The sequence below is a fragment of the Prosthecomicrobium pneumaticum genome (genome assembly GCF_014199915.1).
Classification (GTDB): domain Bacteria; phylum Pseudomonadota; class Alphaproteobacteria; order Rhizobiales; family Kaistiaceae; genus Prosthecomicrobium; species Prosthecomicrobium pneumaticum.
In genome coordinates this window covers 86,783-110,613 of record NZ_JACHOO010000009.1, presented here as the reverse complement: position 1 = coordinate 110,613, position 23,831 = coordinate 86,783, and the positions used below count along the sequence as shown (strand labels likewise).

Below are 23,831 nucleotides of genomic sequence, written 5' to 3'. Positions count from 1 at the left end.
GGGGCATTGCTCCGATTTGACGGTATAGCGGACGGCATGGGGAAACTGGTTCGATCAGGGATTTCGCTATACCGTCATGGCTAAGAGATCTGCTGACGGTATAGTTCTTGGCCATAAATATCTGATTGGCCATAAATATCTGAAAAGTCTAGGCCTTGTTGACAAAGTTCCTGATCCAGATCCGGATTGCGCCAATCAGGGCGAAGCCAAGATGGCTTTCCGAGGTCTTGTCGTAGCGGGTGGCGACGCGGCGGGCGTTTTTGAGGCGGTTGAAGCAACGCTCGATGCGATTGCGCAGAGCGTAGACGAAGCCGTCGACCGGGACTTGCGGGACTTGGACGAGGCGATTGCGCTTCATCGGGATGACCGGCTCGGCGCCTCGCGCTCTGAGGTCCTCGCGGATGGCGTCGCTGTCGTAGCCCTTGTCGGCGATCAGGACCCTCGGGGCCGGGCCACCTTCATCCGTGACCGGCTTGTAGCCCTTGGCGTCGGAGGCCTCGCCGGGGGTCAGGACGAGGGCGACGGGCAGGCCGAAGCCGTTGGCACGGAGGTGGATCTTGGTCGTGAGGCCACCACGAGAACGGCCGATATCGTGGTGCGAAGGGCTTGAAACGAATCCCCTTTTTCGCGCCCGCCGAATGTTGGTGGGCGCGAACGATGGTGCTGTCGATCATCTGGACGCTGTCCTGGCCTTCGCCGCTCTCGTTGAGCGCGTCCAGGATCACATCCCAGACCCCTGCCAGGGTCCAGCGCCCGAACTGGCGGTAGACCCTCGTCCATTTGGGGAAGCCGGCGTCGAGGTCACGCCACAGCGCACCCATCCGGGCGATCCAGAAGATCGCGTCGAGGATCAGGCGATGATCGCTCCGCGGCCCCACGCGCACCAGAAACGGCGCGAAGAACGCCCACTCCTCATCTGTCACCCGCCCGCGAACCAAAACCGCTCTCCCGCAAAGAGCAACCTTGAATCAGAGCGGAAACGATTGGGGAAGCGCCTTTGTCAACGCGGCCTAAGCGTCTTGAGAGCATTATCTCTGCAATACAGGAGCGAAACTGGGATAAGTTTAAGTCAATTTCTGACGAGGGATTTATAAATGAGGCGATCATGAGGGAGCAATTTGACATCACCGCGCCGCTCGTTGCTGATGATAAGGAGGATATTATCCGAAGGGGGCCGCTTTGCCTTTGCTGACGGAGGGCGTCGTCTAATTACAGCGCAGTCGCGGAGCCGCAATCCTGGACTTTTTATTAAGATAACACTTCTCATAGAGATAAAACAAAATGGATCGGAGGCTTATAATATCTGATTATTTAGTGAGATTCCGAACTTCTATTAAAGTTTAGCGCGATTCACATTTCTATAGATCATTAATAATTGGATATCCTGCGATCATATAATTGGAGGAATTTCCCTGCCGCGATACAGCCCGGGCTTCAATCCGATCGAGAACACCTTCTCCAAACTCAAGGCGATGCTGCGCGCCAAAGTCGAACGAACCATTCCCGCCCTCTGGGACGCCGTCGGCGCCGTCCTCGACCGCTTCACGCCAGCTGAGTGCGCAAACCTGCTTCAGAGCCGCTGGGTGTGAACCAGACTCAACATGCGTAGGGGCCAAGGAAGAGATCCCCGATCGCCTTGCGCATTCGAAGCGTCATCCAGCGTCGCCGGCGATGCTCGGGCCGGTCGTGGAGCAGATGTCAGCGCTGACAGCGCCTCCCCCTCTCCCGCAAGCGAAGTCGGCTGCTGCCGACTTCGCCTTTTCCGCGCTCGGCCCGGCAACAGCCGAACCGAGTGGGGAGAGGGCCGGGGTGAGGGCCTTGTCGGGGGGCTTCACGCCGACAGCGGTACCCCGAGGCGGCCGGCGAGATCGTTCACATACTGCCAGGCGACGCGGCCGGAGCGGGCGCCGCGTGTGGTCGACCATTCGAGCGATTCGGCGACCAGGCGCTCGTCCTCGATCGGCAGCGCGAAATGGGCGACATAGCCCCGCACCATGGCGAGATAATCGTCCTGGCTGCATTTGTGGAAGCCGAGCCACAGACCGAAACGATCCGACAGCGAGACCTTTTCCTCGACCGCTTCGCTCGGGTTGATCGCGGTCGAGCGCTCGTTCTCCATCATGTCGCGCGGCAGGAGATGGCGCCGGTTCGACGTCGCGTAGAAGACGACATTGTCCGGCCGGCCCTCGACGCCGCCGTCGAGCGCGGCCTTCAGCGATTTATAGTCGGTGTCGTCGGCGTCGAAGGAGAGATCGTCGCAGAAGAGAATGAAGCGGCGGTCGACGGCGCGCAGCAGCGCCATCAGCTCGGGCAGGGTGGAGATGTCCTCGCGGTGGATCTCGACGAGCTTCATCGCCGGCCTGCCCTCGGCGGCGAGCGCCGCGTTGATCGCCGCGTGCGAGGCCTTGACGAGCGAGCTCTTGCCCATGCCGCGGGCGCCCCAGAGCAGCACATTGTTCGCCGGCAGGCCGCGGGCGAAGCGCTCGGTGTTCTCGGCGAGGATGTCGCGCACCCGGTCGATGCCCTTGAGGAGCACCATCTCGACCCGGTTTACCCTCGGAACCGGCTGCAGGAAGCCACGCTCCGCCTGCCAGACGAAGGCATCGGCCGCCTCGATGTCGGAGACGGGGCGGGGCGGGGGCACCGCCCGCTCGATCAGCGCGGCGAGCCGGTCGAGACGATCGGCGATCAGCTTCCAGTCGGGTTCAGTCATGGGTCCGGCAGTCGCTCAGAGGAAGGCGGGCGCGGCGAGCGGTAGCACGGGGCCGCCGGGATTTGCAAAGAAGGGCCGCATCGCTATAGTCCGCGCCGCTTTCGATACCCATGTGAGCGCCGCATCGGGGCAATACGATCGGCTTTGCCCTGCCGGACTTTCAACGCCCGCCAACTCGCGAGTCTCCCTCCATGTTCATCACCGACGCTCTCGCCCAGACCACGACAGCCGCGCCGGCTATGGGCACCGAGGGACTGCTGATCCAGTTCCTGCCCTTCGTCCTCATCTTCGTGATCATGTATTTCCTGATCATCCGGCCGCAGCGCACCCGGGTGAAGCAGCATCAGGAGATGATCAAGAACGTGCGCCGCGGCGACACGATCGTCATGAATGGCGGCCTGATCGGAAAGGTCGCGAAGGTCGTCGACGACGGCGAACTGCAGCTCGAGATCGCCGAGGGCGTGCGCGTCCGGGTCACCCGCAGTGCCATTGCCGAGGTGCGCGCGAAGGGCGAGCCGGTCAAGGACGGCGAGTAACAACCGAATAGGGAAGGCCGGTCCGGATCGCGCCCATGCTGCATTTCGCCCGCTGGAAGGTCGTCGCGATCTTCGTCGTCGTCTTCGCCGCGGCTCTCGCGGTGCTGCCCAACTTCTTCTCGAAGAGCACCGTCGAATCCTGGCCGAGCTGGCTGCCGGCGCGGCAGATCGTGCTCGGCCTCGACCTTCAGGGCGGCGCCTATCTGCTCTATGAGGTGGACCGGGCCGACTATGTGCAGAAGCGGATGCGCACGCTGACGAGCGAGGTGCGCCGCGCCCTGCTCGAGGAGCCGCGCATCGGCTATACGGGCCTCGGCACGCAGGGGCAGGCGGTGCAGCTGCGGCTGCGCGATCCGTCGCAGATCGAACTCGCCCGCACCCGGCTGACGCCGCTGCAGAACCCGCTCAACAACACGCTGCTCGGCGGCTCGGCGGTGAACGAGTTCGACCTGTCGATCGGCGATGACGGGCTCGTCCGCTTCAGCTATTCCCAGCAGGGCCTGACGCAGCGCGTGCGCCAGATCGTCGACCAGTCGACCGAGGTGATCGCGCGGCGCATCGACCAGCTCGGCACCGTCGAGCCGTCGATCCAGCGCCAGGGCGAGGATCGCATCCTCGTCGAGGCGCCGGGCCTCGGCGATCCCCAGCGCCTCAAGGAACTGGTCGGCCAGACGGCGCAGATGACCTTCCACCTCGTCGACACGACCGTGGCGACGAGCCAGGCGGAAGCGGCCCGCAAGCCGAACACGCTGATCCTGCCCTCGGCCGAAGATCCGAACGTCTCCTATGTCGTCGAGGAATCGGCGCTGCTCACGGGCGAGGATCTCGCCGATGCCCAGGCCGCCTTCGACCACCAGACCAACGAGCCGATCGTCTCGTTCCGGCTCAACACCTCCGGCGCCCGCACCTTCGGCACGGTGACCACCCAGAATATCGGCCGGCCCTTCGCGATCGTGCTCGACGAGAAGGTGATCTCGGCCCCGGTCATCCGCAGCGCGATCACCGGCGGCTCGGGCCAGATTTCGGGCGGCTTCTCGATCGAGCAGGCGAACGACCTCGCCATCCTGCTGCGCGCCGGCTCGCTGCCGGCGAAGCTCGACATCGTCGAGGAGCGGACGATCGGACCGGGCCTCGGCGCCGATTCGATCCGCGCCGGCGCGATCGCCTCGGTGATCGGCACGGCGCTCGTCTGCGTCTTCATGGTCGCGGTCTACGGCGTGTTCGGCTGGATCGCCAACATCGCCGTCATCGTCAACGTGCTGCTCGTCTTCGCGGTGGTGACCCTGCTCGGGGCGACGCTGTCGCTGCCCGGCATCGCCGGCATCGTGCTCACGGTCGGCACGGCGGTCGATTCGAACGTGCTCATCTACGAGCGTATCCGCGAGGAGGCGCGCGCCGGGCGATCGGCGATCTCATCGATCGACATCGGTTTCCAACGCGCGCTCGGGACGATTCTCGACGCCAATCTGACGACCCTGATCGCCGCGGTGACGCTGTTCTATCTCGGCTCCGGTCCGATCCGCGGCTTCGCCGTGACGCACGCGATCGGCGTGCTCACCACCATGTTCACCGCCTTCACCTTCACGCGGCTCGTCGTCGCGCTGTGGGTCCGCTGGCGGCGGCCGACCAAGATCACGCTCTGATCGGGCCGAAGGAGCCAAGCCATGTTCCGTTTGCGCCTCGTCCCGGACAATACCCGCATCCCCTTCATGGGGTATCGCCGGTGGACTCTGCCGATCTCCGCCATCCTGTCCGTTCTCGCCATCGTGCTCTTCATCACGCCGGGGCCGAATTTCGGCATCGACTTCCTTGGCGGCACGATCGTCGAAGTGGCGACCAAGGACGGCAGCGATGCCGATCTCGCCTCGATCCGCTCGACACTCTCCGGACTGCAGCTCGGCGACGTCCAGGTGCAGACGTTCGGCACGCCGAACGACGTGCTGATCCGGATCGGCCAGCAGGAGGGTGGCGAGGCGGCGCAGCTCGCCGCGGTCGACAAGGTGCGCGCCGCGCTCGGCGGCACGCTCGAGGAGCGGCGCGTCGAGACCGTCGGGCCGCGCGTTTCGGGCGAGCTCGCCTGGAATGGCGGCCTCGCGCTCGTCGTCACGCTCGCCGCGATCATGGTCTATGTCTGGTTCCGCTTCGAATGGCAGTTCGCCGTCGGCGCGATCATCGCGACGCTGCACGACGTGATCATCACGCTCGGCTTCTTCGTCGTCACCGGGCTCGAATTCAACCTGTCGAGCCTCGCGGCGATCCTCACGATCGTCGGCTATTCGCTCAACGACACCGTCGTCGTCTATGACCGAATCCGCGAGACGCTGCGCAAATACAAGAAGCTGCCGCTCTCCGAACTGATCGACGCGGCGATCAACGACACGCTCGCCCGCACCACGACGACCGGCTTCACGACGATCCTGGCGCTCGGCGCGCTCTATGTGTTCGGCGGCGAGGTGATCCGCTCGTTCACCGCGGCGATGATCTTCGGCGTGGTGATCGGCACCTGGTCGTCGATCTTCATCGCTGCGCCGATCCTGATCTATTTCGGCCTGCGGCAGGACGCCTTGAAGGGCGACAAGGCCGAGGCGGCCGAGAAGAAGGGCGCCTGAGGCGATGGCGCACGGCCTCGTGGTGCGCGACGCGCACTTTCCCGGCCGGGCGCCCGTCGACGCCTATGGCGATGGCGGCTTCCGCTTCGCGCAGATGTCGCATCGCGGCTCGATCCTCTGCCTGCCGAGCGGCATCTATGGCTGGCCGGTGACGGCCGCCTCCGAGGTCGATGCGGAGACGCTCGCCCGCGTGCTCGAGGAGGCGGCCTCGATCGAGGTGCTGCTCGTCGGCATGGGGCGGGACCTCGTGCCGCTGCGGCCGGAACTGCGGGCGGCGCTGCGAGAGCGCGGGGTCGTCGCCGACCCGATGTCGACGGGCGCGGCGGTGCGCACCTACAATGTGCTGCTCTCCGAGAGCCGTTCGGTCGCGGCGGCGTTGATCGCGGTCGGGTGACCCGTTCCTCGCTGGAGATGCCGATGCCCGAGAGCGACGCCTGTGCCGACCTCGTCCGGCGCCAGGACCCGGACCGCTTCTTCGCCGATCTCTTCGCGCCCGCCGCGGCGCGGCCGCATCTCTTCGCGCTGCACGCCTTCAATATCGAGGTCGGGCGGATCCGCGAGACCGTGAGCCAGCCGCTGCCGGGCGAGATCCGGCTGCAATGGTGGCGGGACGTCGCGCTGGGGCTGCGGCCGGGCGAGGCGGCGGGCCATCCCGTCGCGGCGGCGCTCACGGCGACGATCGCGCAGTTCGGCCTGCCGCTCTCCGCCTTCGACAATCTGCTCGAGGCGCGCATCTTCGATCTCTATGACGACCCGATGCCGAGCCTCAACGACCTCGAGGGCTATGCCGGGGAGACGAGCTCCGCGCTCTTCCAGCTCGCCGCGATGGTGCTTGCGGATGGCGGCGATCCGGGCACGGCCGACGCCGCGGGCCATGCCGGCGTCGCCTATGCGCTCGCCGGTCTGATGCGGGCGCTGCCCTTCCATGCCCGCCGGGGGCAGCTCTACCTGCCGGCCGATCTGCTCGACCGGCACGGCGTCGCGCGCGATCGCCTGTTCGCCGGCGAGACGACGCCGGCGCTGCGCGCGGCGATCGCCGAACTCTGCGGCGTGGCGCGCGGGCATCTCGGCGCCGCCCGCGTCGCGCTCCGGACGGCTCCGGCGGCGGTGAAGCCCGCCTTCCTGCCGCTCGCCCTCGTCGAGCCGATGCTCGCCCGGCTCGAGGCGCCGGGCCACGATCCGCTCAACACCCTCGCCGAACTGCCGCAATGGCGGCGGCAATGGCGGCTCTGGCGGGCCGCCCGAACCGGGATCTGAAACCGGCGGCCGACCGCTATTCCGCCGCCTCGCGCTGCGCGAGGCCGAGCCAGGCCTCGATATCGGCGAGCGCGCGGCCACTCAGCGCCCGCTTCCTGGCGATCGCCTTGTCGTTGCCGCGCAGCCGCTTGCCGGGCTCCCGCGGCACCTCGACCGGCGGGAAGAGGCCGAAATTGATGTTCATCGGCTGGAAGGAGCGGCGGCCGGGCTCGTCCGCGCTCAGATGGCCGCCGGTGATGTGGCCGAGCAGCGCGCCGAAGGCGGTGGTGGGCGGCGGCGGCGTGAGCGGCACGCCGGTGCGTTCCGCCGCGGCGAACCGGCCGGCGAGCAGGCCGATCGCGGCCGATTCGACATAGCCCTCGCAGCCGGTGATCTGGCCGGCGAAGCGCAGCCGCGGCATCGCCTTCAGCCGCAGCGTGCCGTCGAGGAGTCTTGGGGAGTTCAGGAAGGTGTTGCGGTGCAGCCCGCCGAGGCGGGCGAACTGCGCTTCGCCGAGGCCCGGAATCATCCGGAAGATCTCGGCTTGCGCGCCGTATTTCAGCTTCGTCTGGAAGCCGACCATGTTGTAGAGCGTGCCGAGCGCATTGTCCTGGCGCAGCTGCACGACGGCATAGGGCTTCTCGTCCGGCTTGTGCCGGTTGGTGAGGCCGACCGGCTTCATCGGGCCGTGCCGCAACGTTTCGGGGCCGCGCTCCGCCATCACCTCGATCGGCAGGCAGCCGTCGAAATAGGGGACGTTCTCCCATTCCTTGAAGCTCGTCTTCTCGCCGGCGAGCAGCGCCGCGACGAAGGCCTCGTACTGCGCCTTGTCCATCGGGCAGTTGATGTAGTCGGCACCCGTCCCGCCCGGCCCCGGCTTGTCATAGCGCGACTGGAACCAGGCGACGTTCATGTCGATCGTGTCGAAATGGACGATCGGGGCGATGGCGTCGAAGAAGGCGAGGGCATCCTCGCCGGTCAGCCCGCGGATCGCCTCGGCGAGCGCGGGAGAGGTGAGCGGGCCGGTCGCGACGATGACACTGTCCCAGTCGTCCGGCGGCAGGCCGGCGACCTCGCCGCGGTCGATAGAGATCAGCGGGTGCGCCTCGAGCGCCGCGGTGACGGCGGCCGAGAAGCCGTCGCGATCGACGGCGAGCGCGCCGCCGGCCGGCACCTGATGGGCGTCGCCCATCCGCATGATCAGCGAGCCGGCGCGCCGCATCTCGGCGTGCAGCAGGCCGACCGCATTGGTCTCGGCGTCGTCGGAGCGGAAGGAATTGGAGCAGACGAGCTCGGCGAGGCCTTCCGTCTTGTGCGCATCGGTCATGCGCACCGGCCGCATCTCGTGCAGCACGACGGGAACGCCGGCCTCGGCGATCTGCCAGGCGGCTTCGGAACCGGCGAGGCCGCCGCCGACGATATGAAGGGGAGCGTGGGACATGGCCGGCAAACTAGTTCGCCGCCGCGCGCGGGGCAATATGGGCGAGCCGGCCTGGGCGACCCCCAAAAAGAAAAACGCCCGTCGGGGGAGGAGGTCCGACGGGCGCTTCTCTGGGTGGTGGCGTCGCGAGGGAGGAGGTTCGCTCGGCCACCTATCGAAGGAGACGAGGGAGGAGGTTCGTCTGCCTTTCGAATTCTGTACGTCCGGCTCAGAAGCCGGCGGTGGCGCGCTTCGCGACGCTGTGGATGTCGGCCCGGGCAATGCCGAGGTCGGCCAGCTCGCGGTTCGACAGGCGCGTCAGCTCGTTGTAGGTCTCGCGATACTTCCGCCAATTGCGGAGCGTGTTCATCAGATCCATCTTCGCCATCCGTCCATCTAACAGTCCGGTCGGTTCGTCTCGTTTCGAGGACCGTGTCCGCTCTGTTGATGCGAATGTAGGGGGGACGGGATTTTCTGTGCAGCCTGAAAAAATGCATGGCAGCGATGCGGTTAATGCAGAGCAACATGGCGGGCCTCGTCAATGTTGCGACGCAACAATGCCATGTTCGGTGCACCGGCCGGGCGGCGCGGGTGCCAGGCCGCCGGCGATGGTGTAAGCTCGCCCAGTGACTTGACGGAGGATTGTGGATGCGGATCGCACCGAAGCTCGGGGCGGCGGGCCTCGCCTTGCTGGCGATCGCGGGCGCTGCGGCGCCGTCGGCGGCCATGCCGGTGATCGGCTATTGTCATGGCTATGGCTGCACGATCCGCACCCCGCTGCGCTTCTCGGCCGGCGATCTCGCGCGGCTGAAGACCCTTCTCGCCGCGGGCCGCAAGGACGCCGCGGCCGAGCGGGGGGCGATCGCCAAGGCGGTGATGTGGTACGAGACGAAGGCGGGGCGCGAGGTCGGCACGGCGGGCGACCTGCCGAAGGCGGCCTTCGGCTCGCTCGGCCGGCCGGGCCAGCTCGACTGTGTCGACGAGGCGACCAATACGACGAGCCTGCTGCAGTTGATCGCCGAAGAGGGCCTGCTGAAGTTCCATACCGTCGGCCGCACCAAGGGCCGCGGCTATCTCATCGACGGCCGTTACCCGCACAACACCGCGACGATCACCGAGGCCGCCACCGGCGTCCGCTGGGCGATCGATTCCTGGCCGCGCGCCAATGGCGAACGCCCGGACGTCATGCCGCTCGATCAATGGTCGAAGGAAGGCGGGCTGAGCGGATAGGACGGAAAGGCGCCGCCCTCCGGCTGCATTTCCGGAGACCCCCTCCAGCCGTCATGCCCGGCCTGCCGGCATTCGTGATCGTGACGGGCCGGCATCCGCGACCGTCCTCGCCACCCGTCATCCCCGCGAAGGCACGGTGCGGTGAAGCAGCGGATGGCGCCCCGTCATGGATCCACGCCTTCGAGGATACGGGTGTGGGGGGGCGGCGGTGCTTACCTCGCCCGGCGGCACGATTATGGGTCCCGGCACGGAGGCCGGGGTGGCGGGCGTTCGGGACCGGCGACGGCGCGCTCGGGCTGCGGCCGTCCGGCCGGCTTCCTCCTCGCACCCCCATGTGGGAGCTTCGAACAACCCCCTCCACCCGTCATGCCGGCCCCCGTGCCGGCATCCATGATCGTGAGGGTGGGGTATCTCGGGGACGATCCTCGCCGCTCGTCATTCCCGGGAAGGTGGGAACTCACGCAACCGGGGAGGAGGCCGGGGCGGCGCGGGCGCCCGGAACGGCGAGCGGCTCAGGGGCCTCGGGCGGGGCGGACGAGGACGTGCTTCTTGCGGCCGAGCGAGAGCTTGATCACGCCGTCGACCAGATCGGACGGGCCGAGGGTCGCGCGCTCGTCCGTCACCGCGGCGTCGTTGACGCGAAGGCCGCCGCCCTTCACCTGGCGGCGCGCCTCGCCATTCGAGGCGACGAGGCCGGCCCGGACGAAGAGGGCGAGCACGCCGATGCCGGCGGAAAGCTCGGCCGCCGGGACTTCGGTCGTCGGCAGCGCGTCGGCGAGGGCGCCCTCCTCGAAGGTCTTGCGCGCCGTCTCCGCCGCCTCCTCGGCCGCGGCACGGCCGTGCGCGAGCGCCGTCACTTCGGTCGCGAGCACCTTCTTCGCGTCGTTGATCTCGGCACCCCCGAGCGCGGCGAGGCGCTCGATCTCGGCGAGCGGCAGCTCGGTGAAGAGCTTCAGGAAGCGGCCCACATCGGCGTCCTCGGTGTTGCGCCAGTACTGCCAGAATTCATAAGGCGACAGCATGTCGGCATTGAGCCAGACGGCGCCGGCCGCGGTCTTGCCCATCTTCTGGCCGGAGGCGGTGGTGAGGAGCGGCGTCGTCAGCGCGTAGAACTGCGCGTCGAGCATGCGGTGGCCGAGATCGACCCCGTTGATGATGTTGCCCCACTGGTCCGAGCCGCCCATCTGCAGGATGCAGCCATGGCGCTGGTGCAGCTCGACGAAGTCGTAGGCCTGCAGGATCATGTAGTTGAATTCGAGGAAGGAGAGCGACTGCTCGCGGTCGAGCCGGAGCTTCACCGAATCGAAGGACAGCATGCGGTTGACCGAGAAGTGGCGGCCGACATCGCGCAGGAAGTCGATGTAGCGCAGCTCGTTCAGCCACAGGGCGTTGTTCGTCATGATCGCGCCCGTCGGCCCGTCGCCGAAGGCGAGGTAGCGGTCGAACACCCGGCGGATGCCGGCGAGGTTGTCGTCGATCTGTTCGTCGGTGAGGAGCTTGCGCGCCTCGTCCTTGAAGGAAGGATCGCCGATCCGCGTCGTGCCGCCGCCCATCAGCGCGATCGGCCGGTGGCCGGTCTTCTGCATCCAGCGCAGCGCCATGATCTGCATCAGCGAGCCGACGTGAAGGCTCTTCGCCGTCGCGTCGAAGCCGATATAGCCGGTGACCGGGCCGCTCGCGAAGCGCGCGTCGAGACCTTCGAGGTCCGAGCACTGGTGGACGAAGCCGCGCTCCGTCATCGTCTGCATGAAGTCGGACTTCAAGGCGGTCATGGCGATATTCCTTTAGTCTTTGCGCGCCATGGTCCTCGGCAAAGACCGGGCGGCGGCGTTCCTCTAGCAGTCCGCCGGCGAAAAATCACGGGGACGAGACGCGATGTTGAGAACGGTGGCGATGGGCATGATGAGCGGCACCTCGCTCGACGGGGTCGACGCCGCGCTCATCGCGAGCGACGGCGAGACCGTCGAATCCTTCGGGCCGACCCTCTTTCGACCCTATGCCGAGGCGGAGCGGGCGGTGCTGCGCGCCGCGCTCGCGGCGGCGCGGTCGCTCGAGGACCGCACCGCGCGGCCGGGCGTGCTCGCCGAGGCCGAGGCGATCGTCACCGCCGCGCATGCCGAGACGGCCGAGGCGCTGCTCGGCCGGGCCGATGTCGATCGCGGCCGGGTGTCGCTCGTCGGTTTCCACGGCCAGACCGTCTTCCATGCGCCGCACCGCTTCCTGACGGTCCAGATCGGCGACGGCGCGGCGCTGGCGCGCCGGCTCGGCATCCCCGTGGTCTTCGATTTCCGTGCCGCCGACGTCGCGGCGGGCGGCGAGGGGGCGCCGCTGGTGCCGGTCTATCACCGGGCGCTCGTCCGCCGCGCCGGGCTCGCCGGGCGCATCGCGGTGGTCAATATCGGCGGCGTCGCCAATGCCACCCTCGTCGGCGCCGAGGGTGATCTCGTCGCCTTCGATACAGGGCCGGGCAACGCCCTCATCGACGATCTGGTGCGCGAGCGGACCGGCGCGGCGATGGACCGCGGCGGCCTTCTGAGCAGCGCCGGCCGGATCGACGAGATGGCGCTCTCCGCCCTCCTCGACGATCCCTACTTCCTCGAGCCGCCGCCGAAATCGCTCGACCGCGACGCCTTCTCGCGCGCGCCGGTCGGCCGCCTCTCGACCGAGGATGCCGCGGCGACGCTCGCCGCCTTCACCGCGCACGCCATTGCCGCGGGGGTCGCGGCGGCGGGCGGCGCCGAGCGGATCGTGGTGTGCGGCGGCGGCGCACACAACCCCGCGATCCTTGCCCGGCTCGCCGAGGCGTCCGGCCTGCCGGTCGACCGTGCCGAGGCGCTCGGCTGGTCGGCCGACTTCATGGAGGCGCAGGCCTTCGCCTTCCTCGCCGTCCGCTCCGTAGCCGGCCTGCCGCTCACCTTTCCAGGGACGACGGGCGTCGGCGCGCCGTTGTCGGGCGGCGTGTTTGCGCAGCCCTGACCGGCGTTCGCGCCGAAATCGCCGGGCCGGGCAAACCCTCGCCCGAATCAAGGTCTTGACTGATCGGCACGGGGCGCGTTCGGTGCGCTGTTCAATAATTCGCTCAGAGGAAGGATGGCGCCCATGCTGGAGGCGATGAGTCTGGCGATTCTGATCGGGTCGCTGCTCGTCGTCGGCGCGGTCTTCACCAGCCTGTTCTCGGCGCGATTCGGCGCGCCGATCCTGCTCGTCTTCCTGCTCGTCGGACTTCTCGCGGGCGAGGACGGGCTCGGCATCGAGTTCAGCAATTTCGCCGGCGCTTATTTCATCGGCTCGATCGCGCTCGCGATCATTCTGTTCGAGAGCGGCTTCGAGACGCGCTGGCAGACGTTGAAGATCGCGCTCGGTCCTTCGCTTCTGCTCGCGACCCTCGGCGTCCTCGTTACGGCCGGGCTCGTCGGTCTCGGCGCCCATCTGCTGTTCGACTGGTCGTGGCTCGCCAGCCTCCTGCTCGGCACGATCGTCGCCTCGACCGATGCGGCGGCGGTGTTCTTCCTCCTCCGCGTCGGCGGCATCTCGCTGCGCGATCGCGTCCGCTCCACGCTCGAGGTCGAATCCGGCTCGAACGATCCGATGGCGATCTTCCTCACCATCGCGCTCGTCGGCATCGCGGGCGCGGGCGCGGCACGGGGGGAGGAGCAGGCGATCCTGAGCCTCATGCGGAGTTTGGTGACGCAGATCGGCTTCGGCGGACTGCTCGGGCTCCTCGGCGGCGTCGTCATCGCGCGGATCGCCAAGGCGGTCGAGTTCGAGCCGGCGCTGCAGCCGATCGTCGTGCTCGCCTTCGCGCTGGTGCTGTTCGCCGCCACCAATATGGTCGGCGGCTCGGGTTTCCTCGCCGTCTACTGCGCCGGCCTCGTCTGCGGCAACACCCGGATCCGCCATGCGCTCGCGGTCCGCCGCTTCCAGCGCGGCATGAGCTGGCTCGCCCAGATCGCGATGTTCCTGACCCTCGGCCTGCTCGCCGCGCCGTCCGATTTTCCCGCCGTGCTCCTGCCGGCGATCGCGCTCGCGCTGGTGCTGATGCTCCTCGCGCGGCCGCTCGCGGTGTGGCTGTGCCTGCTCCCGTTCGGCTTCTCCCGCCACGAGACGGCGTTCATCGCCTGGGTGGGCCTGCGCGGCGCGGTCTCGATCCTGCTCGCCATCGTGCCGCTCATCGGCGGCGTGCCTGAAGGCCGGGCGATCTTCAATGTCGCCTTCGTCGTCGTGCTCGTCTCCCTCATCGTCCAGGGCTGGACGATCGGCCGGGTCGCCCGCTTTCTCGGTCTCGTCGTGCCGTCGCGCCAGGGCCTCGTCGAGCGCATCGAACTCGAACTCCCCGGCCGCGGAGACCATGAGGTGGTCGCCTACCGCGTCCATCCCGACAGCGCGGTCGGTCGCGGCGGCCGGATCCCGCGCTGGGCGCGGCCCTCGCTCGTGCTGCGCGACGGCCGGTCGTTGCGCTTCGAGACGGCGGGGCGGCTGCAGGACGGCGATCAGGTCTACATCGTCACCGCGACCGATCACATCCGCCTGCTCGACCATCTCTTCGCCCGGCCGGCCGAGACGGCCGGCGACGCGGCGCTGTTCGGCGATTTCGGGCTATCGGCGCAGGCGAGGATGGGGGAGCTCGGCGACGCCTATGGCTTCGAGGTGCCGGAGGCGGTGCGCGGGCAGACGGTCGCCGACGTGATTCGCGAGACGCTCGACGGCGACATCGAGGAGGGTGATCGGGTCGCGTGCGGACCGGTCGACCTGATCGTGCGGCGGGTCGACGAGGATCGCGACGTGGCCGAGGTCGGACTCGCGCTCGAGCGCAGCGGGCCGCGGCCGCGCCTGCCGCTGTTCCAAAACCGCCGCGAGATCGCAGCGTGGTTGCGCACGCGGCGTGCTGCTCGGAAGGCGCGACGAGACGCCGCAGCGGCCCCTCCCGTTCCAAAACGGGATGACGAATCCACCAAAGTGGGCGACAACGCCGCTTGAATTAAGCCTGTCATGGAACTTCAATGCGCGCAGTCGGGTCCGGGGAGTCGCGCGTATTGTTGGAGCTTTCCATGTCCGGCTCGTCCGAAAATTATAACGAATTTCGAACTATGTCTTATCGGATGATGCCTGCCGCTAGGGAAGGGGACGGCGTCTCGGAGAGGAGCTGGAGCGCGGAGACAGTCGACGGGGCCGCGCAGGACCCGGCCGATAGCGACGGCTGGTCGGATCTCTGGCAGGACGATGTCTTCCTCGGGGGCCGAACCGCAGATCCCTTCGCCGCGGCGGCGGAATCGCTGGCGGCCGTGCTGGGGCTCGGCGAGAGCGCGCCGTCCGGACGCGGATTCGACACCGGCGCCGGCGCGGTGGCGCCGAGCGTGATCGACGAGTTCCGGCCCGGTCCGGGCGGCGACGTGATGCGGCTCGGCGCGCTCGCGAGCCTGCTCGCCGACCGTTTCGGTGCGCTGCCCAACCCGTTCGCGGCCGGCTTCCTGCGGCTGGATCAGGCCGATACCGATGTGCGGCTGATCTTCTCGCCGGATGGCGTGACGGCGCCGCACACCGAGCGAGTTCTGGTCGTCTTCCGCGGCCTCGACGCCGCGCGGCTGACCGTCGACAATTTCGCTTGGGACGAAGATCCCTTCGCGCCGCTGCCTGTGACGCGCATATCTGCGGGCGAGGACCGGCGGGTCGTCGTCGATCCGGGCCGCAGCGATCACCCGGCGCCCGACATCTGGGCCGACTTCCGGCCCGGCGAGGGCGGCGACATCATCGATACCGAGGGGCTGCGCTCCGTCTACGGTCTCGCCGGCGAGACCGACCCCTGGCGCGCCGGCGGCTGCATGCGGGCGGTGGCGCGCGGGCGCGACACCGTGATCGAACTCAATCGCGGCCGGCTCGGCGCGCGCGAGGACTGGATCCCGATGGTGGTGCTCGCCGGCGTGCGTCCCGGCGAGCTCACGCGCTTCAACCTGCCGCTCTGGCGGTCGTGAGCCGCGGCCGCTGCAGCGGCGGTGCGGCGAAGAGGGAGATGACGGCCGCTCAGGCGGCCGTCAGCATGTTGAGGCGGCGATCGACGTAATTGCCGCAATTGTCGATCAGCGTGTCGACGTGATTCTCGAAGAAGTGGTTGGCGCCGGGGATGATCTGCTGCTCGACCACGATGCCCTTCTGCGTCTTCAGCTTGTCGACCAGCCCTTGCACATCCTTCGGCGGCGCCACCTTGTCCTGGTCGCCATGGATGATCAGGCCGGAGGACGGGCAGGGCGCAAGGAAGGAGAAGTCGTAGAGATTGGCCTGCGGCGCGATCGAGATGAAGCCCTCGATCTCCGGACGGCGCATCAGCAGCTGCATGCCGATCCAGGCGCCGAAGGAGAAGCCGGCGACCCAGCAGGCGCGCGCATCCGGATGGACGGTCTGCACCCAGTCGAGCGCGGACGCCGCGTCCGACAGCTCGCCCTCGCCATGATCGAAGGCGCCCTGGCTGCGCCCGACGCCGCGGAAATTGAACCGCAGCACGGCGAAGCCGCGCTTCGCGAACATGTAGAAGAGCTGGTAGGTCACCTGATTGTTCATCGTCCCGCCGAATTGCGGGTGCGGATGCAGCACGAGCGCGATCGGCCCGTTCTTCTCGCGCGAGGGCTGATAGCGCCCCTCGATGCGACCGGCGGGACCGTTGAAGATGACCTCGGGCATGGAAGCGAAAACCTCGTGGCGAAGAACCCGCACGGCACCCATATGGGGACCGTGGCGAACTTGACTCGTTCGCTCAGGGTTTCTAGAACTTAGAACCGTTCGAAGTTGCGACGGATGGCCGTCACAAGGCCGGCCCTTTTAACATGAGGGCTGGTCTCGATTTCAACAAGTTTGGCGTTGGCGGGATGCCGACGGGACGAAGGAAGCCGGGTTTGGCGAAGGCGCGCCTCTATCTCGACCACAATGCGGGCTCGCCGCTGCGCGTGGAAGCACGCGCCGCGATGCTCGCGGTGTTCGAGCGGGCGGGCAATCCGTCCTCGGTGCACGCCGAGGGCCGGGCTGCGCGGGCTTCGGTCGAGGCGGCGCGGCGGCAGGTCGCCGCGCTCGTCGGGGCAGTGGCGGACCGGGTGGTCTTCACCGGCGGCGGCACCGAGGCGAACGTCACCGTTCTCTCGCCGCGCCTCAGGATCGGCGCCGGCGAGGTCGTCGTCGACACGCTGATCGTCGGGGCGACGGAGCATCCCTCCGTGCTCGCCGGCGGGCGTTTTCCCGCCGAGCGGGTGCGCCGCCTGCCGGTCGACGGCGACGGGATCGCCCGGCTCGATGCGCTCGGGGCGCTGCTTTCCGAGGAACGGACGGCGGGTCGCCGGGCGCTCGTCTCGGTGATGCTCGCCAATAACGAGACCGGTGTCGTCCAGCCGGTCGCGGCGGTGGCGGCGGTTGCGCGCGGCCATGGCGCGCTCGTCCACAGCGATGCCGTGCAGGCGGCCGGACGCATTCCGGTCGACATCGCCGCGCTCGGCGTCGATTTCCTGACCCTGTCGGCGCACAAGATCGGCGGGCCGCAGGGCGTCGGTGCGATCGTGCTCGGCGGCGATCTCGCCGCCCCGGCACCGCTCGTTACCGGCGGGGGCCAGGAGAAGGGCGCCCGCGCCGGCACCCAGAACGTCGCCGGCATCGCCGGCTTCGGCGCGGCGGCGGAAGCCGCGCGGAGCGAGGTCGAAGCGGGTGCCGATGCGGCGCGGCGGGACCGGCTCGCCGCGGCGCTCGGTGGTGCCGTGCTCGTCGGCGCGGCGGCCGAGCGGCTGCCCCAGACGCTCTGCGTCGCGGTGCCCGGCGTTCCGGCCGAAACGCTCGTCATCGCCCTCGATCTCGAGGGCGCGGCGGTGTCCTCGGGCGCCGCCTGCTCGTCCGGCAAGGTCGGTCCGTCGCACGTGCTCGCGGCGATGGGGCTTTCGGACGAGATCGCACGGTCCGCGGTCAGGATCAGCTTCGGCTGGTCCACCGCGGATGAGGAATTGGAGAGGTTTACGGATGCCTGGCGGCGTGTCATGGAGCGGCTCGCGCCGGCCGTGACACGTGCGGCCTGAGTGCATGCTCGACCCGCGGTCCTTGAAACCGCAGCGGATGGAGTAGGAAATGCCGGCAGTTCAGGAGACGGTGGACCAGGTCCGCCGGATCGACGTCGATCAGTACAAATACGGCTTCGTGACCGAGATCGAGAGCGAGCGCGCTCCGAAGGGTCTGTCCGAGGACGTGGTCCGCTTCATTTCGGCAAAGAAGAACGAGCCCGAATGGATGCTCGAATGGCGGCTCGACGCCTACCGGCGCTGGCTGACGATGACCGAGCCGAGATGGGCGCGCGTCGACTATCCGCCGATCGCCTTCGACGAGCTCTATTACTATTCCGCGCCGAAGAGCACGGCGGGGCCGAAGAGCCTCGACGAGGTCGATCCGGCGCTGCTCGCCACCTATGAGAAGCTCGGCATTCCCCTGCGCGAGCGGGAAATCCTCGCCGGTGTCGAGGGCGCCCGCGTCGCGGTCGACGCGGTGTTCGACAGCGTCTCGGTCGTCACCACCTTCAAGGCCGAGCTGCAGAAGGCGGGCGTCATCTTCTGCTCCATCTCCGAGGCCGTCCGCGAGCATCCCGAGCTGGTGCGTAAATATCTCGGCTCGGTCGTGCCGGTGACCGACAATTTCTATGCGACGCTCAATTCGGCGGTGTTCTCCGACGGCTCCTTCGTCTACGTGCCGCCGGGCGTGCGCTGCCCGATGGAACTGTCGACCTATTTCCGCATCAACGAGAAGAACACCGGCCAGTTCGAGCGGACGCTGATCATCGCGGACAAGGGCGCCTATGTGTCCTATCTCGAGGGCTGCACCGCGCCGATGCGCGACGAGAACCAGCTGCACGCCGCGGTGGTCGAGCTCGTCGCGCTCGACGACGCCGAGATCAAGTATTCGACGGTGCAGAACTGGTATCCCGGCGACGCCAACGGCAAGGGCGGCATCTACAACTTCGTCACCAAGCGCGGCGACTGCCGCGGCACGCGCTCGAAGATCTCCTGGACGCAGGTCGAGACCGGCTCGGCGATCACCTGGAAATATCCGAGCTGCATCCTGCGCGGCGACGAGAGCCAGGGCGAATTCTATTCGATCGCGGTGTCGAACGGCGCGCAGCAGGTCGATTCGGGCACCAAGATGATCCATCTCGGCCGCAACACGAAGAGCCGCATCATCTCGAAGGGCATCTCGGCCGGCCGCTCGAACAACACCTATCGCGGTCTCGTCTCGGCGCACCGCCGGGCGACCGGCGCGCGCAATTTCACCAATTGCGACTCGCTTCTGATCGGCAACCGGTGCGGCGCGCACACCGTGCCCTATATCGAATCGAAGAACGCCACCGCGGTGTTCGAGCACGAGGCGACCACCTCGAAGATCTCCGACGAGCAGCTCTTCTACTGCCGCCAGCGCGGCCTTTCGGCCGAGGAGGCGACGGCGCTGATCGTCAACGGCTTCGTCAAGGACGTCATCCAGCAGCTGCCGATGGAGTTCGCCGTCGAGGCGCAGAAGCTGATCGGCATCTCGCTCGAAGGCTCGGTGGGCTGATCATGAACGAGAATGTCGAGAACCTCGTCCTCGAGCACCTTCGGATCATTCGGGCAGATCTCTCGTCGATGAAGGACGAGTTGAGCGGCGCCCGCGCTGAGCTGCTGATCATCCGCCAGCACATGGCGGGCCTCTCCGGTGGCCAGACGCTGCACGATTTCGAGATCGCCGGGCTGAAGGTGCGGCCCGATCGCATCGAGAAGCGGCTCGAACTGGCGGAATGACGGCGATGGCCCCGCCATTCTCCCCGGGCTCGGCGTGGGCATCCACGACCTGAGCAGGGCGTGAACGGCGCAAGAACGAACGGACGAACGAAATGCTGGAAATCAGGAACCTGCACGCCACCGTCGACGGCAAGGCGATCCTCAAGGGGGTCGATCTCGTCGTACCGACCGGCGAGGTGCACGCCATCATGGGGCCGAACGGCTCCGGCAAGTCGACGCTCTCCTATGTGCTCGCCGGCCGCGACGGCTATGAGGTGACCGAGGGCGAGATCCTGTTCGACGGTGAGGACATCGTCGGGCTCGATCCGAGCGAGCGGGCGGCGAAGGGCATCTTCCTCGCCTTCCAGTATCCGCTCGAGATCCCCGGCGTCGCGACCATGACGTTCCTCAAAACGGCGCTCAACGCGCAGCGGCGGCAGCGCGGCGAGCCGGAGCTTTCGACGCCCGACTTCATGCGCCGCGTGAAGGGCGCCGCCGACAGGCTCAACATCACGCAGGACATGCTGCGGCGCGGCCTCAATGTCGGCTTCTCCGGCGGCGAGAAGAAGCGGAACGAGATCCTGCAGATGGCGCTGCTCGAGCCGAAGCTCGCCGTGCTCGACGAGACCGATTCCGGCCTCGACATCGACGCGCTGCGGGTGGTCTCGGACGGCGTCAATGCGCTGCGCTCGCCCGACCGCTCGATGCTCGTGATCACCCATTACCAGCGGCTGCTCGACCATATCGTGCCCGACAAGGTGCACGTGCTCTCGGCCGGCCGCATCGTGCGCACCGGCGGACCGGAGCTGGCGCTCGAACTCGAAGCCAAGGGCTATGCCGATTATCAGGCCAACGCGGCCTGAGGAGGCGACATGAACGCCGAACCCCGCATCCTGCGGACCCAGGCCGAGGAGACGCTCGCCGCCGAGTTCCAGGCGGCGCGCACCCGTCTCGCCGGCGGTCCCGAGACCGCCGCGCGGCGCGAGGCGGCCTTCGCCGCCTTCCAGAAGGCCGGCCTGCCGCATCGTCGCGTCGAAGCCTGGCGCTATACCGATCTGCGCGCGCTGATGCGGAAAGCCGCGCCGCTCGCCGAGCCGGGCGCCGTGCCCGCCGGTCTCCCGGCCGTCTCTGCCTTCGGTGGCGCACGGCTCGTCATCGTCGATGGCAGCTACCGGCCGGAGCTCTCCGATGCCGACGGCCTCGACGGCGTGACGATCCGGCCGCTCGCCGACCTCCTCGCCGCCGACGATCCGCGCGTCGGCGCGTCGCTCGCCGCGCTCGACGATCCGCTCGTCGCGCTCAACACCGCGCTGATGACCGGCGGCGTCGCGATCGACGTCGCGCCGGGCGCAAGCGTCGGCCGGATGATCGAGCTCGCCCATGTGACGACCGGGGCGCATGCGACGCAGACGCGCAATCTCGTCCATGTCGGCGCCGACGCTTCGCTCCGCCTCGTCGAGACTCATACCGGGCCGGATGGCGCCGCCTATCAGGCGAACGGCGTCACCGAAGCGGTGATCGGCGACCGGGCGCGCGTCGTCTGGGCGAAGCTGCAGCAGGAGGGCGACGCCGCGCTCCATGTCGGCACGCTGGCGCTCACCGCCGGCCGCGAGACGCGCTTCGACCATCTGGTGCTGATGATCGGCGCGGTGCTGTCGCGCTCGCAGCAGTTCGTGACGCTGAGCGGCCCCGAAGCGAAGATCGGCATGAACGGTGCGACCATGCTGCGCGGCCGCCAGCACGCCGACATCGCGCTGGTGGTCGACCACACCGAACCCGCCTGCGAGAGCCGCGAGCGCTTCAAGGCGGTGGTCGACGGCGAGGCCGAGGCGATCTTCCAGGGCCGCATCGTCGTCAAGCCGCAGGCGCAGAAGACCGATGCGCGGATGATGACGCAGGGCCTCCTGCTCTCCGAGGGCGGCCAGTTTTCGGCGAAGCCCGAGCTCGAGATCTTCGCCGACGACGTGCAGTGCGCGCACGGCGCGACGAGCGGCCAGATCGACGAGGACCTCCTCTTCTACCTGCTCGCCCGCGGCATCCCGCGCCCCGAGGCGGAGACCCTTCTCGTCACCGCCTTCCTTGCCGAGGCGATCGAGGCGCTCGGCGACGAGACGATCGCCGCCGTCTGCGAGGCGGCTGCGACGCGCTGGCTGGCGGCGCGGGGAGGGGCGTGATGGCCGGTGTGGACGAATACGACGTCGGCCGGATCCGGCAGGATTTCCCGATTCTGTCCCGTACCGTCTACGGCAAACCGCTCGTCTATCTCGACAATGGCGCCTCGGCCCAGAAGCCGCAGGCCGTCGTCGACGCGATGGTGAAGGCCTATACGCAGGACTATGCCAACGTCCATCGCGGCCTCCACTATCTCTCCAACACCGCGACGGAAGCCTATGAGAACGCGCGCGAAACCGTGCGCCGCTTCCTCAATGCGGGCTCGACCGACGAGATCGTCTTCACCCGCTCCTCGACCGAGGCGATCAACCTCGTTGCCGCCTCCTTCGGCCGCATGGCGATCGGCGAGGGCGACGAGATCGTGCTGTCGATCATGGAGCACCATTCGAACATCGTCCCCTGGCACTTCCATCGCGAGCGTTCCGGCGCGGTGATCCGCTGGGCGCCGGTCGACGAGGACGGCAATTTCCTGCTCGACGAGTTCGAGAAGCTGATCGGGCCGAGGACGAAGATCGTCGCGATCACCCAGATGTCGAATGCGCTCGGCACCATCGTGCCGATCAAGGAGGTGGTGCGCATCGCCCATGCCCACGGCGTGCCGGTGCTCGTCGACGGCAGCCAGGGCGCCGTCCACATGCCGGTCGACGTGCGCGATCTCGATGCCGATTTCTATGCCTTCACGGGCCACAAGGTCTATGGGCCGACCGGCATCGGCGTGCTCTACGGCAAGAAGGCCTGGCTCGACAAACTGCCGCCCTTCCTCGGCGGCGGCGAGATGATCCGCGACGTCACCGAGGATCGCGTCACCTATGGCGACCCGCCCCACCGCTTCGAGGCCGGCACGCCGCCGATCGCCGAGGCGATCGGGCTCGGCGCGGCGCTCGACTATATGGACGGCATCGGCCGCACCGCGATCGCTGCGCACGAGGCGCGGCTGCGCGACTATGCGCATGAGCGCCTGTCGCGCATCAACAGCCTGCGGATCATCGGCAAGGCGCGCGACAAGGGGGCGATCGTCTCCTTCGAGATGGCCGGGGCGCATGCCCACGACGTGTCGACCATCATCGACCGCGAGGGCGTCGCGGTCCGCGCCGGCACGCATTGCGCCCAGCCGCTGCTCGCCCGATATGGGGTGACATCGACCTGCCGCGCCTCGTTCGGGCTCTACAACACGCTCGACGAGGTCGACCGGCTGGCCGAGGCGCTCGTCAAGGCGAACCGGTTCTTCTCGTGAGGTGATGCGATGGACGGCGGAGCGGTTGCGGCGGAAGAGAGCACGGTCCGGGCCGAGGTCGGCGCCGGTTCGGCGATCGCGCCCGAGGAGCTCGAGCGGCTGACGCAGGACATCGTCGCCGCGCTGAAGACGGTCTATGACCCTGAGATCCCGGCCGACATCTACGAGCTCGGCCTCGTCTACCGGATCGACATCGACGACGAGCGCAACATCGCCGTCGACATGACGCTGACCGCGCCGGGCTGTCCGGTGGCGGGCGAGATGCCCGGCTGGGTCGAGAATGCGATCGGCGCCGTGCCCGGCGTCGGCCGGGTCGACGTGACGATGGTGTTCGATCCGCCCTGGACGCCGGAGCGCATGTCGGACGAGGCGAAGGTGGCGCTGGACTGGTATTGATGGCCGCCGCCCCTGCGATCGACGGCATCCTCGAGACCGCGCTCTATGTCGAGGATCTGGCGCGGGCACGGGCCTTCTACGAGACCGTGATGGGCCTCGCGCCGATGATGGCCGACGATCGCTTCGTCGCCTACCGGGCCGGCGGCGCGAGCGTGCTCCTCCTCTTCCGCCGTGGCGGCACGCGGGCCGACGTCGAGACGCCGGGCGGCACGATCCCCGCACATGATGGTTCGGGGCCGGCGCATTTCGCCTTCGCCATTCCGGCGGATGCGCTCGACCCCTGGCGCCGGCGCTTCGCGGAGGCCGGCGTGCCGATCCGCTCCGAGGTTTCGTGGCCGCGCGGCGGGACGAGCCTCTATGTCGACGATCCGGACGGCCATGTCGTCGAACTGGCGACGCCGGGCCTCTGGCCGGAGCCGGCCGTCACCTGATAAAGTGTGGCGCCGGCCCCTTGTTTCGGCGGCCCCGGCCGCCGATCTCAGACGACGGCGCGCGCCTTCCGGGCCGCGCTGCGAGGAGTG

The 23,831-nt window shown here is 68.3% G+C and carries 23 protein-coding genes and 1 pseudogene; 18 read left to right on the top strand and 6 right to left on the bottom strand.

Annotated features, from left to right (window positions below; all coding sequences use genetic code 11):
- Positions 1-148 precede the first annotated feature (148 nt).
- Positions 149-938 (bottom strand): IS5 family transposase gene (locus GGQ63_RS18540; RefSeq protein WP_425502093.1). Its coding sequence is split into 2 segments (ribosomal slippage): positions 149-614 and positions 613-938, totalling 792 coding nucleotides; the frame shifts between segments, so codons are not numbered across the junction.
- A 474-nt stretch (positions 939-1,412) separates the two neighbouring features.
- On the opposite strand from GGQ63_RS18540, the pseudogene GGQ63_RS18535 reads away from it, so the two are divergent.
- A pseudogene (locus tag GGQ63_RS18535) lies at positions 1,413-1,596 on the top strand (IS630 family transposase); the annotation flags it as partial.
- Positions 1,597-1,831: 235 nt separating this feature from the next.
- Here GGQ63_RS18535 and GGQ63_RS18530 read toward each other — a convergent pair.
- Positions 1,832-2,713, bottom strand: coding sequence for an ATP-binding protein (locus GGQ63_RS18530; protein WP_183858099.1), 882 nt, complete (start codon positions 2,711-2,713; stop codon positions 1,832-1,834).
- A 191-nt stretch (positions 2,714-2,904) separates the two neighbouring features.
- On the opposite strand from GGQ63_RS18530, the gene yajC reads away from it, so the two are divergent.
- The 5 genes from yajC to GGQ63_RS18505 are packed head-to-tail and all read left to right on the top strand — an operon-like array spanning position 2,905 to position 7,115.
- Entirely contained in the window at positions 2,905-3,249 is a 345-nt protein-coding gene (gene yajC / locus GGQ63_RS18525) for a preprotein translocase subunit YajC (protein ID WP_183858098.1), read from the top strand.
- A gap of 35 nt (positions 3,250-3,284) precedes the next feature.
- Entirely contained in the window at positions 3,285-4,892 is a 1,608-nt protein-coding gene (gene secD / locus GGQ63_RS18520) for a protein translocase subunit SecD (protein WP_183858097.1), read from the top strand.
- Between the two features lie 21 nt (positions 4,893-4,913).
- On the top strand, positions 4,914-5,858 hold the full coding sequence (gene secF, locus GGQ63_RS18515) for a protein translocase subunit SecF (protein ID WP_183858096.1): 945 nt from the start codon (positions 4,914-4,916) through the stop codon (positions 5,856-5,858).
- A gap of 4 nt (positions 5,859-5,862) precedes the next feature.
- Positions 5,863-6,252: an Mth938-like domain-containing protein gene (locus GGQ63_RS18510; RefSeq protein WP_183858095.1), complete on the top strand. Its 390-nt coding sequence runs from the start codon at positions 5,863-5,865 to the stop codon at positions 6,250-6,252.
- 23 nt (positions 6,253-6,275) lie between these two features.
- Positions 6,276-7,115, top strand: coding sequence for a phytoene/squalene synthase family protein (locus tag GGQ63_RS18505; protein ID WP_183858094.1), 840 nt, complete (start codon positions 6,276-6,278; stop codon positions 7,113-7,115).
- A gap of 16 nt (positions 7,116-7,131) precedes the next feature.
- Here the strand turns inward: GGQ63_RS18505 and trmFO are convergent, their stop codons facing one another.
- Together trmFO and GGQ63_RS18495 are read right to left on the bottom strand one after the other, a co-directional pair.
- Positions 7,132-8,535, bottom strand: coding sequence for a methylenetetrahydrofolate--tRNA-(uracil(54)-C(5))-methyltransferase (FADH(2)-oxidizing) TrmFO (trmFO, locus tag GGQ63_RS18500; protein WP_183858093.1), 1,404 nt, complete (start codon positions 8,533-8,535; stop codon positions 7,132-7,134).
- A 208-nt stretch (positions 8,536-8,743) separates the two neighbouring features.
- Entirely contained in the window at positions 8,744-8,893 is a 150-nt protein-coding gene (locus GGQ63_RS18495; protein WP_183858166.1) for a DUF1127 domain-containing protein, read from the bottom strand.
- 269 nt (positions 8,894-9,162) lie between these two features.
- Between GGQ63_RS18495 and GGQ63_RS18490 the strand changes: the two genes are divergently transcribed.
- A complete protein-coding gene (locus tag GGQ63_RS18490; protein WP_183858092.1) occupies positions 9,163-9,744 on the top strand; it encodes a hypothetical protein in 582 nt (193 codons plus the stop codon).
- Positions 9,745-10,256: 512 nt separating this feature from the next.
- Here the strand turns inward: GGQ63_RS18490 and tyrS are convergent.
- Positions 10,257-11,516, bottom strand: coding sequence for a tyrosine--tRNA ligase (gene tyrS / locus GGQ63_RS18485; RefSeq protein ID WP_183858091.1), 1,260 nt, complete (start codon positions 11,514-11,516; stop codon positions 10,257-10,259).
- Positions 11,517-11,619: 103 nt separating this feature from the next.
- Here tyrS and GGQ63_RS18480 point away from each other — a divergent pair, with 103 nt between their 5' ends.
- From GGQ63_RS18480 to GGQ63_RS18470, 3 genes are all read left to right on the top strand, one after another.
- The gene (locus tag GGQ63_RS18480) at positions 11,620-12,720 is read left to right on the top strand and encodes an anhydro-N-acetylmuramic acid kinase (RefSeq protein WP_183858090.1); all 1,101 of its coding nucleotides are present in this window, start codon (positions 11,620-11,622) and stop codon (positions 12,718-12,720) included.
- A gap of 123 nt (positions 12,721-12,843) precedes the next feature.
- A complete protein-coding gene (locus tag GGQ63_RS18475) occupies positions 12,844-14,721 on the top strand; it encodes a potassium/proton antiporter (RefSeq protein WP_183858089.1) in 1,878 nt (625 codons plus the stop codon).
- A gap of 110 nt (positions 14,722-14,831) precedes the next feature.
- Complete coding sequence (locus GGQ63_RS18470; RefSeq protein ID WP_183858088.1) at positions 14,832-15,713, top strand: hypothetical protein; 882 nt, start codon at positions 14,832-14,834, stop codon at positions 15,711-15,713.
- 49 nt (positions 15,714-15,762) lie between these two features.
- Here GGQ63_RS18470 and GGQ63_RS18465 read toward each other — a convergent pair whose 3' ends face one another.
- Positions 15,763-16,416, bottom strand: coding sequence for an alpha/beta hydrolase (locus tag GGQ63_RS18465; protein ID WP_183858087.1), 654 nt, complete (start codon positions 16,414-16,416; stop codon positions 15,763-15,765).
- Between the two features lie 212 nt (positions 16,417-16,628).
- Here GGQ63_RS18465 and GGQ63_RS18460 point away from each other — a divergent pair, with 212 nt between their 5' ends.
- The 8 genes from GGQ63_RS18460 (at position 16,629) to GGQ63_RS18425 (ending at position 23,741) form a co-directional block, all read left to right on the top strand.
- Positions 16,629-17,786 (top strand): cysteine desulfurase family protein, encoded by a 1,158-nt coding sequence (locus GGQ63_RS18460; RefSeq protein WP_246429870.1) that lies wholly within the window; start codon positions 16,629-16,631, stop codon positions 17,784-17,786.
- Between the two features lie 49 nt (positions 17,787-17,835).
- Positions 17,836-19,305, top strand: a complete 1,470-nt coding sequence (gene sufB / locus GGQ63_RS18455) for a Fe-S cluster assembly protein SufB (protein ID WP_183858085.1) — start codon at positions 17,836-17,838, stop codon at positions 19,303-19,305.
- A 2-nt stretch (positions 19,306-19,307) separates the two neighbouring features.
- A complete protein-coding gene (locus GGQ63_RS18450) occupies positions 19,308-19,529 on the top strand; it encodes a hypothetical protein (RefSeq protein WP_183858084.1) in 222 nt (73 codons plus the stop codon).
- A gap of 92 nt (positions 19,530-19,621) precedes the next feature.
- Positions 19,622-20,371, top strand: a complete 750-nt coding sequence (gene sufC, locus GGQ63_RS18445) for a Fe-S cluster assembly ATPase SufC (RefSeq protein WP_183858083.1) — start codon at positions 19,622-19,624, stop codon at positions 20,369-20,371.
- Positions 20,372-20,380: 9 nt separating this feature from the next.
- Complete coding sequence (gene sufD, locus GGQ63_RS18440; protein ID WP_183858082.1) at positions 20,381-21,682, top strand: Fe-S cluster assembly protein SufD; 1,302 nt, start codon at positions 20,381-20,383, stop codon at positions 21,680-21,682.
- Positions 21,682-22,914, top strand: coding sequence for a cysteine desulfurase (locus GGQ63_RS18435; RefSeq protein WP_183858081.1), 1,233 nt, complete (start codon positions 21,682-21,684; stop codon positions 22,912-22,914). Before sufD ends, GGQ63_RS18435 begins: the two co-directional genes overlap by 1 nt.
- Positions 22,915-22,923: 9 nt before the next feature.
- The gene (locus tag GGQ63_RS18430; protein ID WP_183858080.1) at positions 22,924-23,310 is read left to right on the top strand and encodes an SUF system Fe-S cluster assembly protein; all 387 of its coding nucleotides are present in this window, start codon (positions 22,924-22,926) and stop codon (positions 23,308-23,310) included.
- Positions 23,310-23,741: a VOC family protein gene (locus tag GGQ63_RS18425; RefSeq protein ID WP_183858079.1), complete on the top strand. Its 432-nt coding sequence runs from the start codon at positions 23,310-23,312 to the stop codon at positions 23,739-23,741. Before GGQ63_RS18430 ends, GGQ63_RS18425 begins: the two co-directional genes overlap by 1 nt.
- Positions 23,742-23,831: the final 90 nt, after the last annotated feature.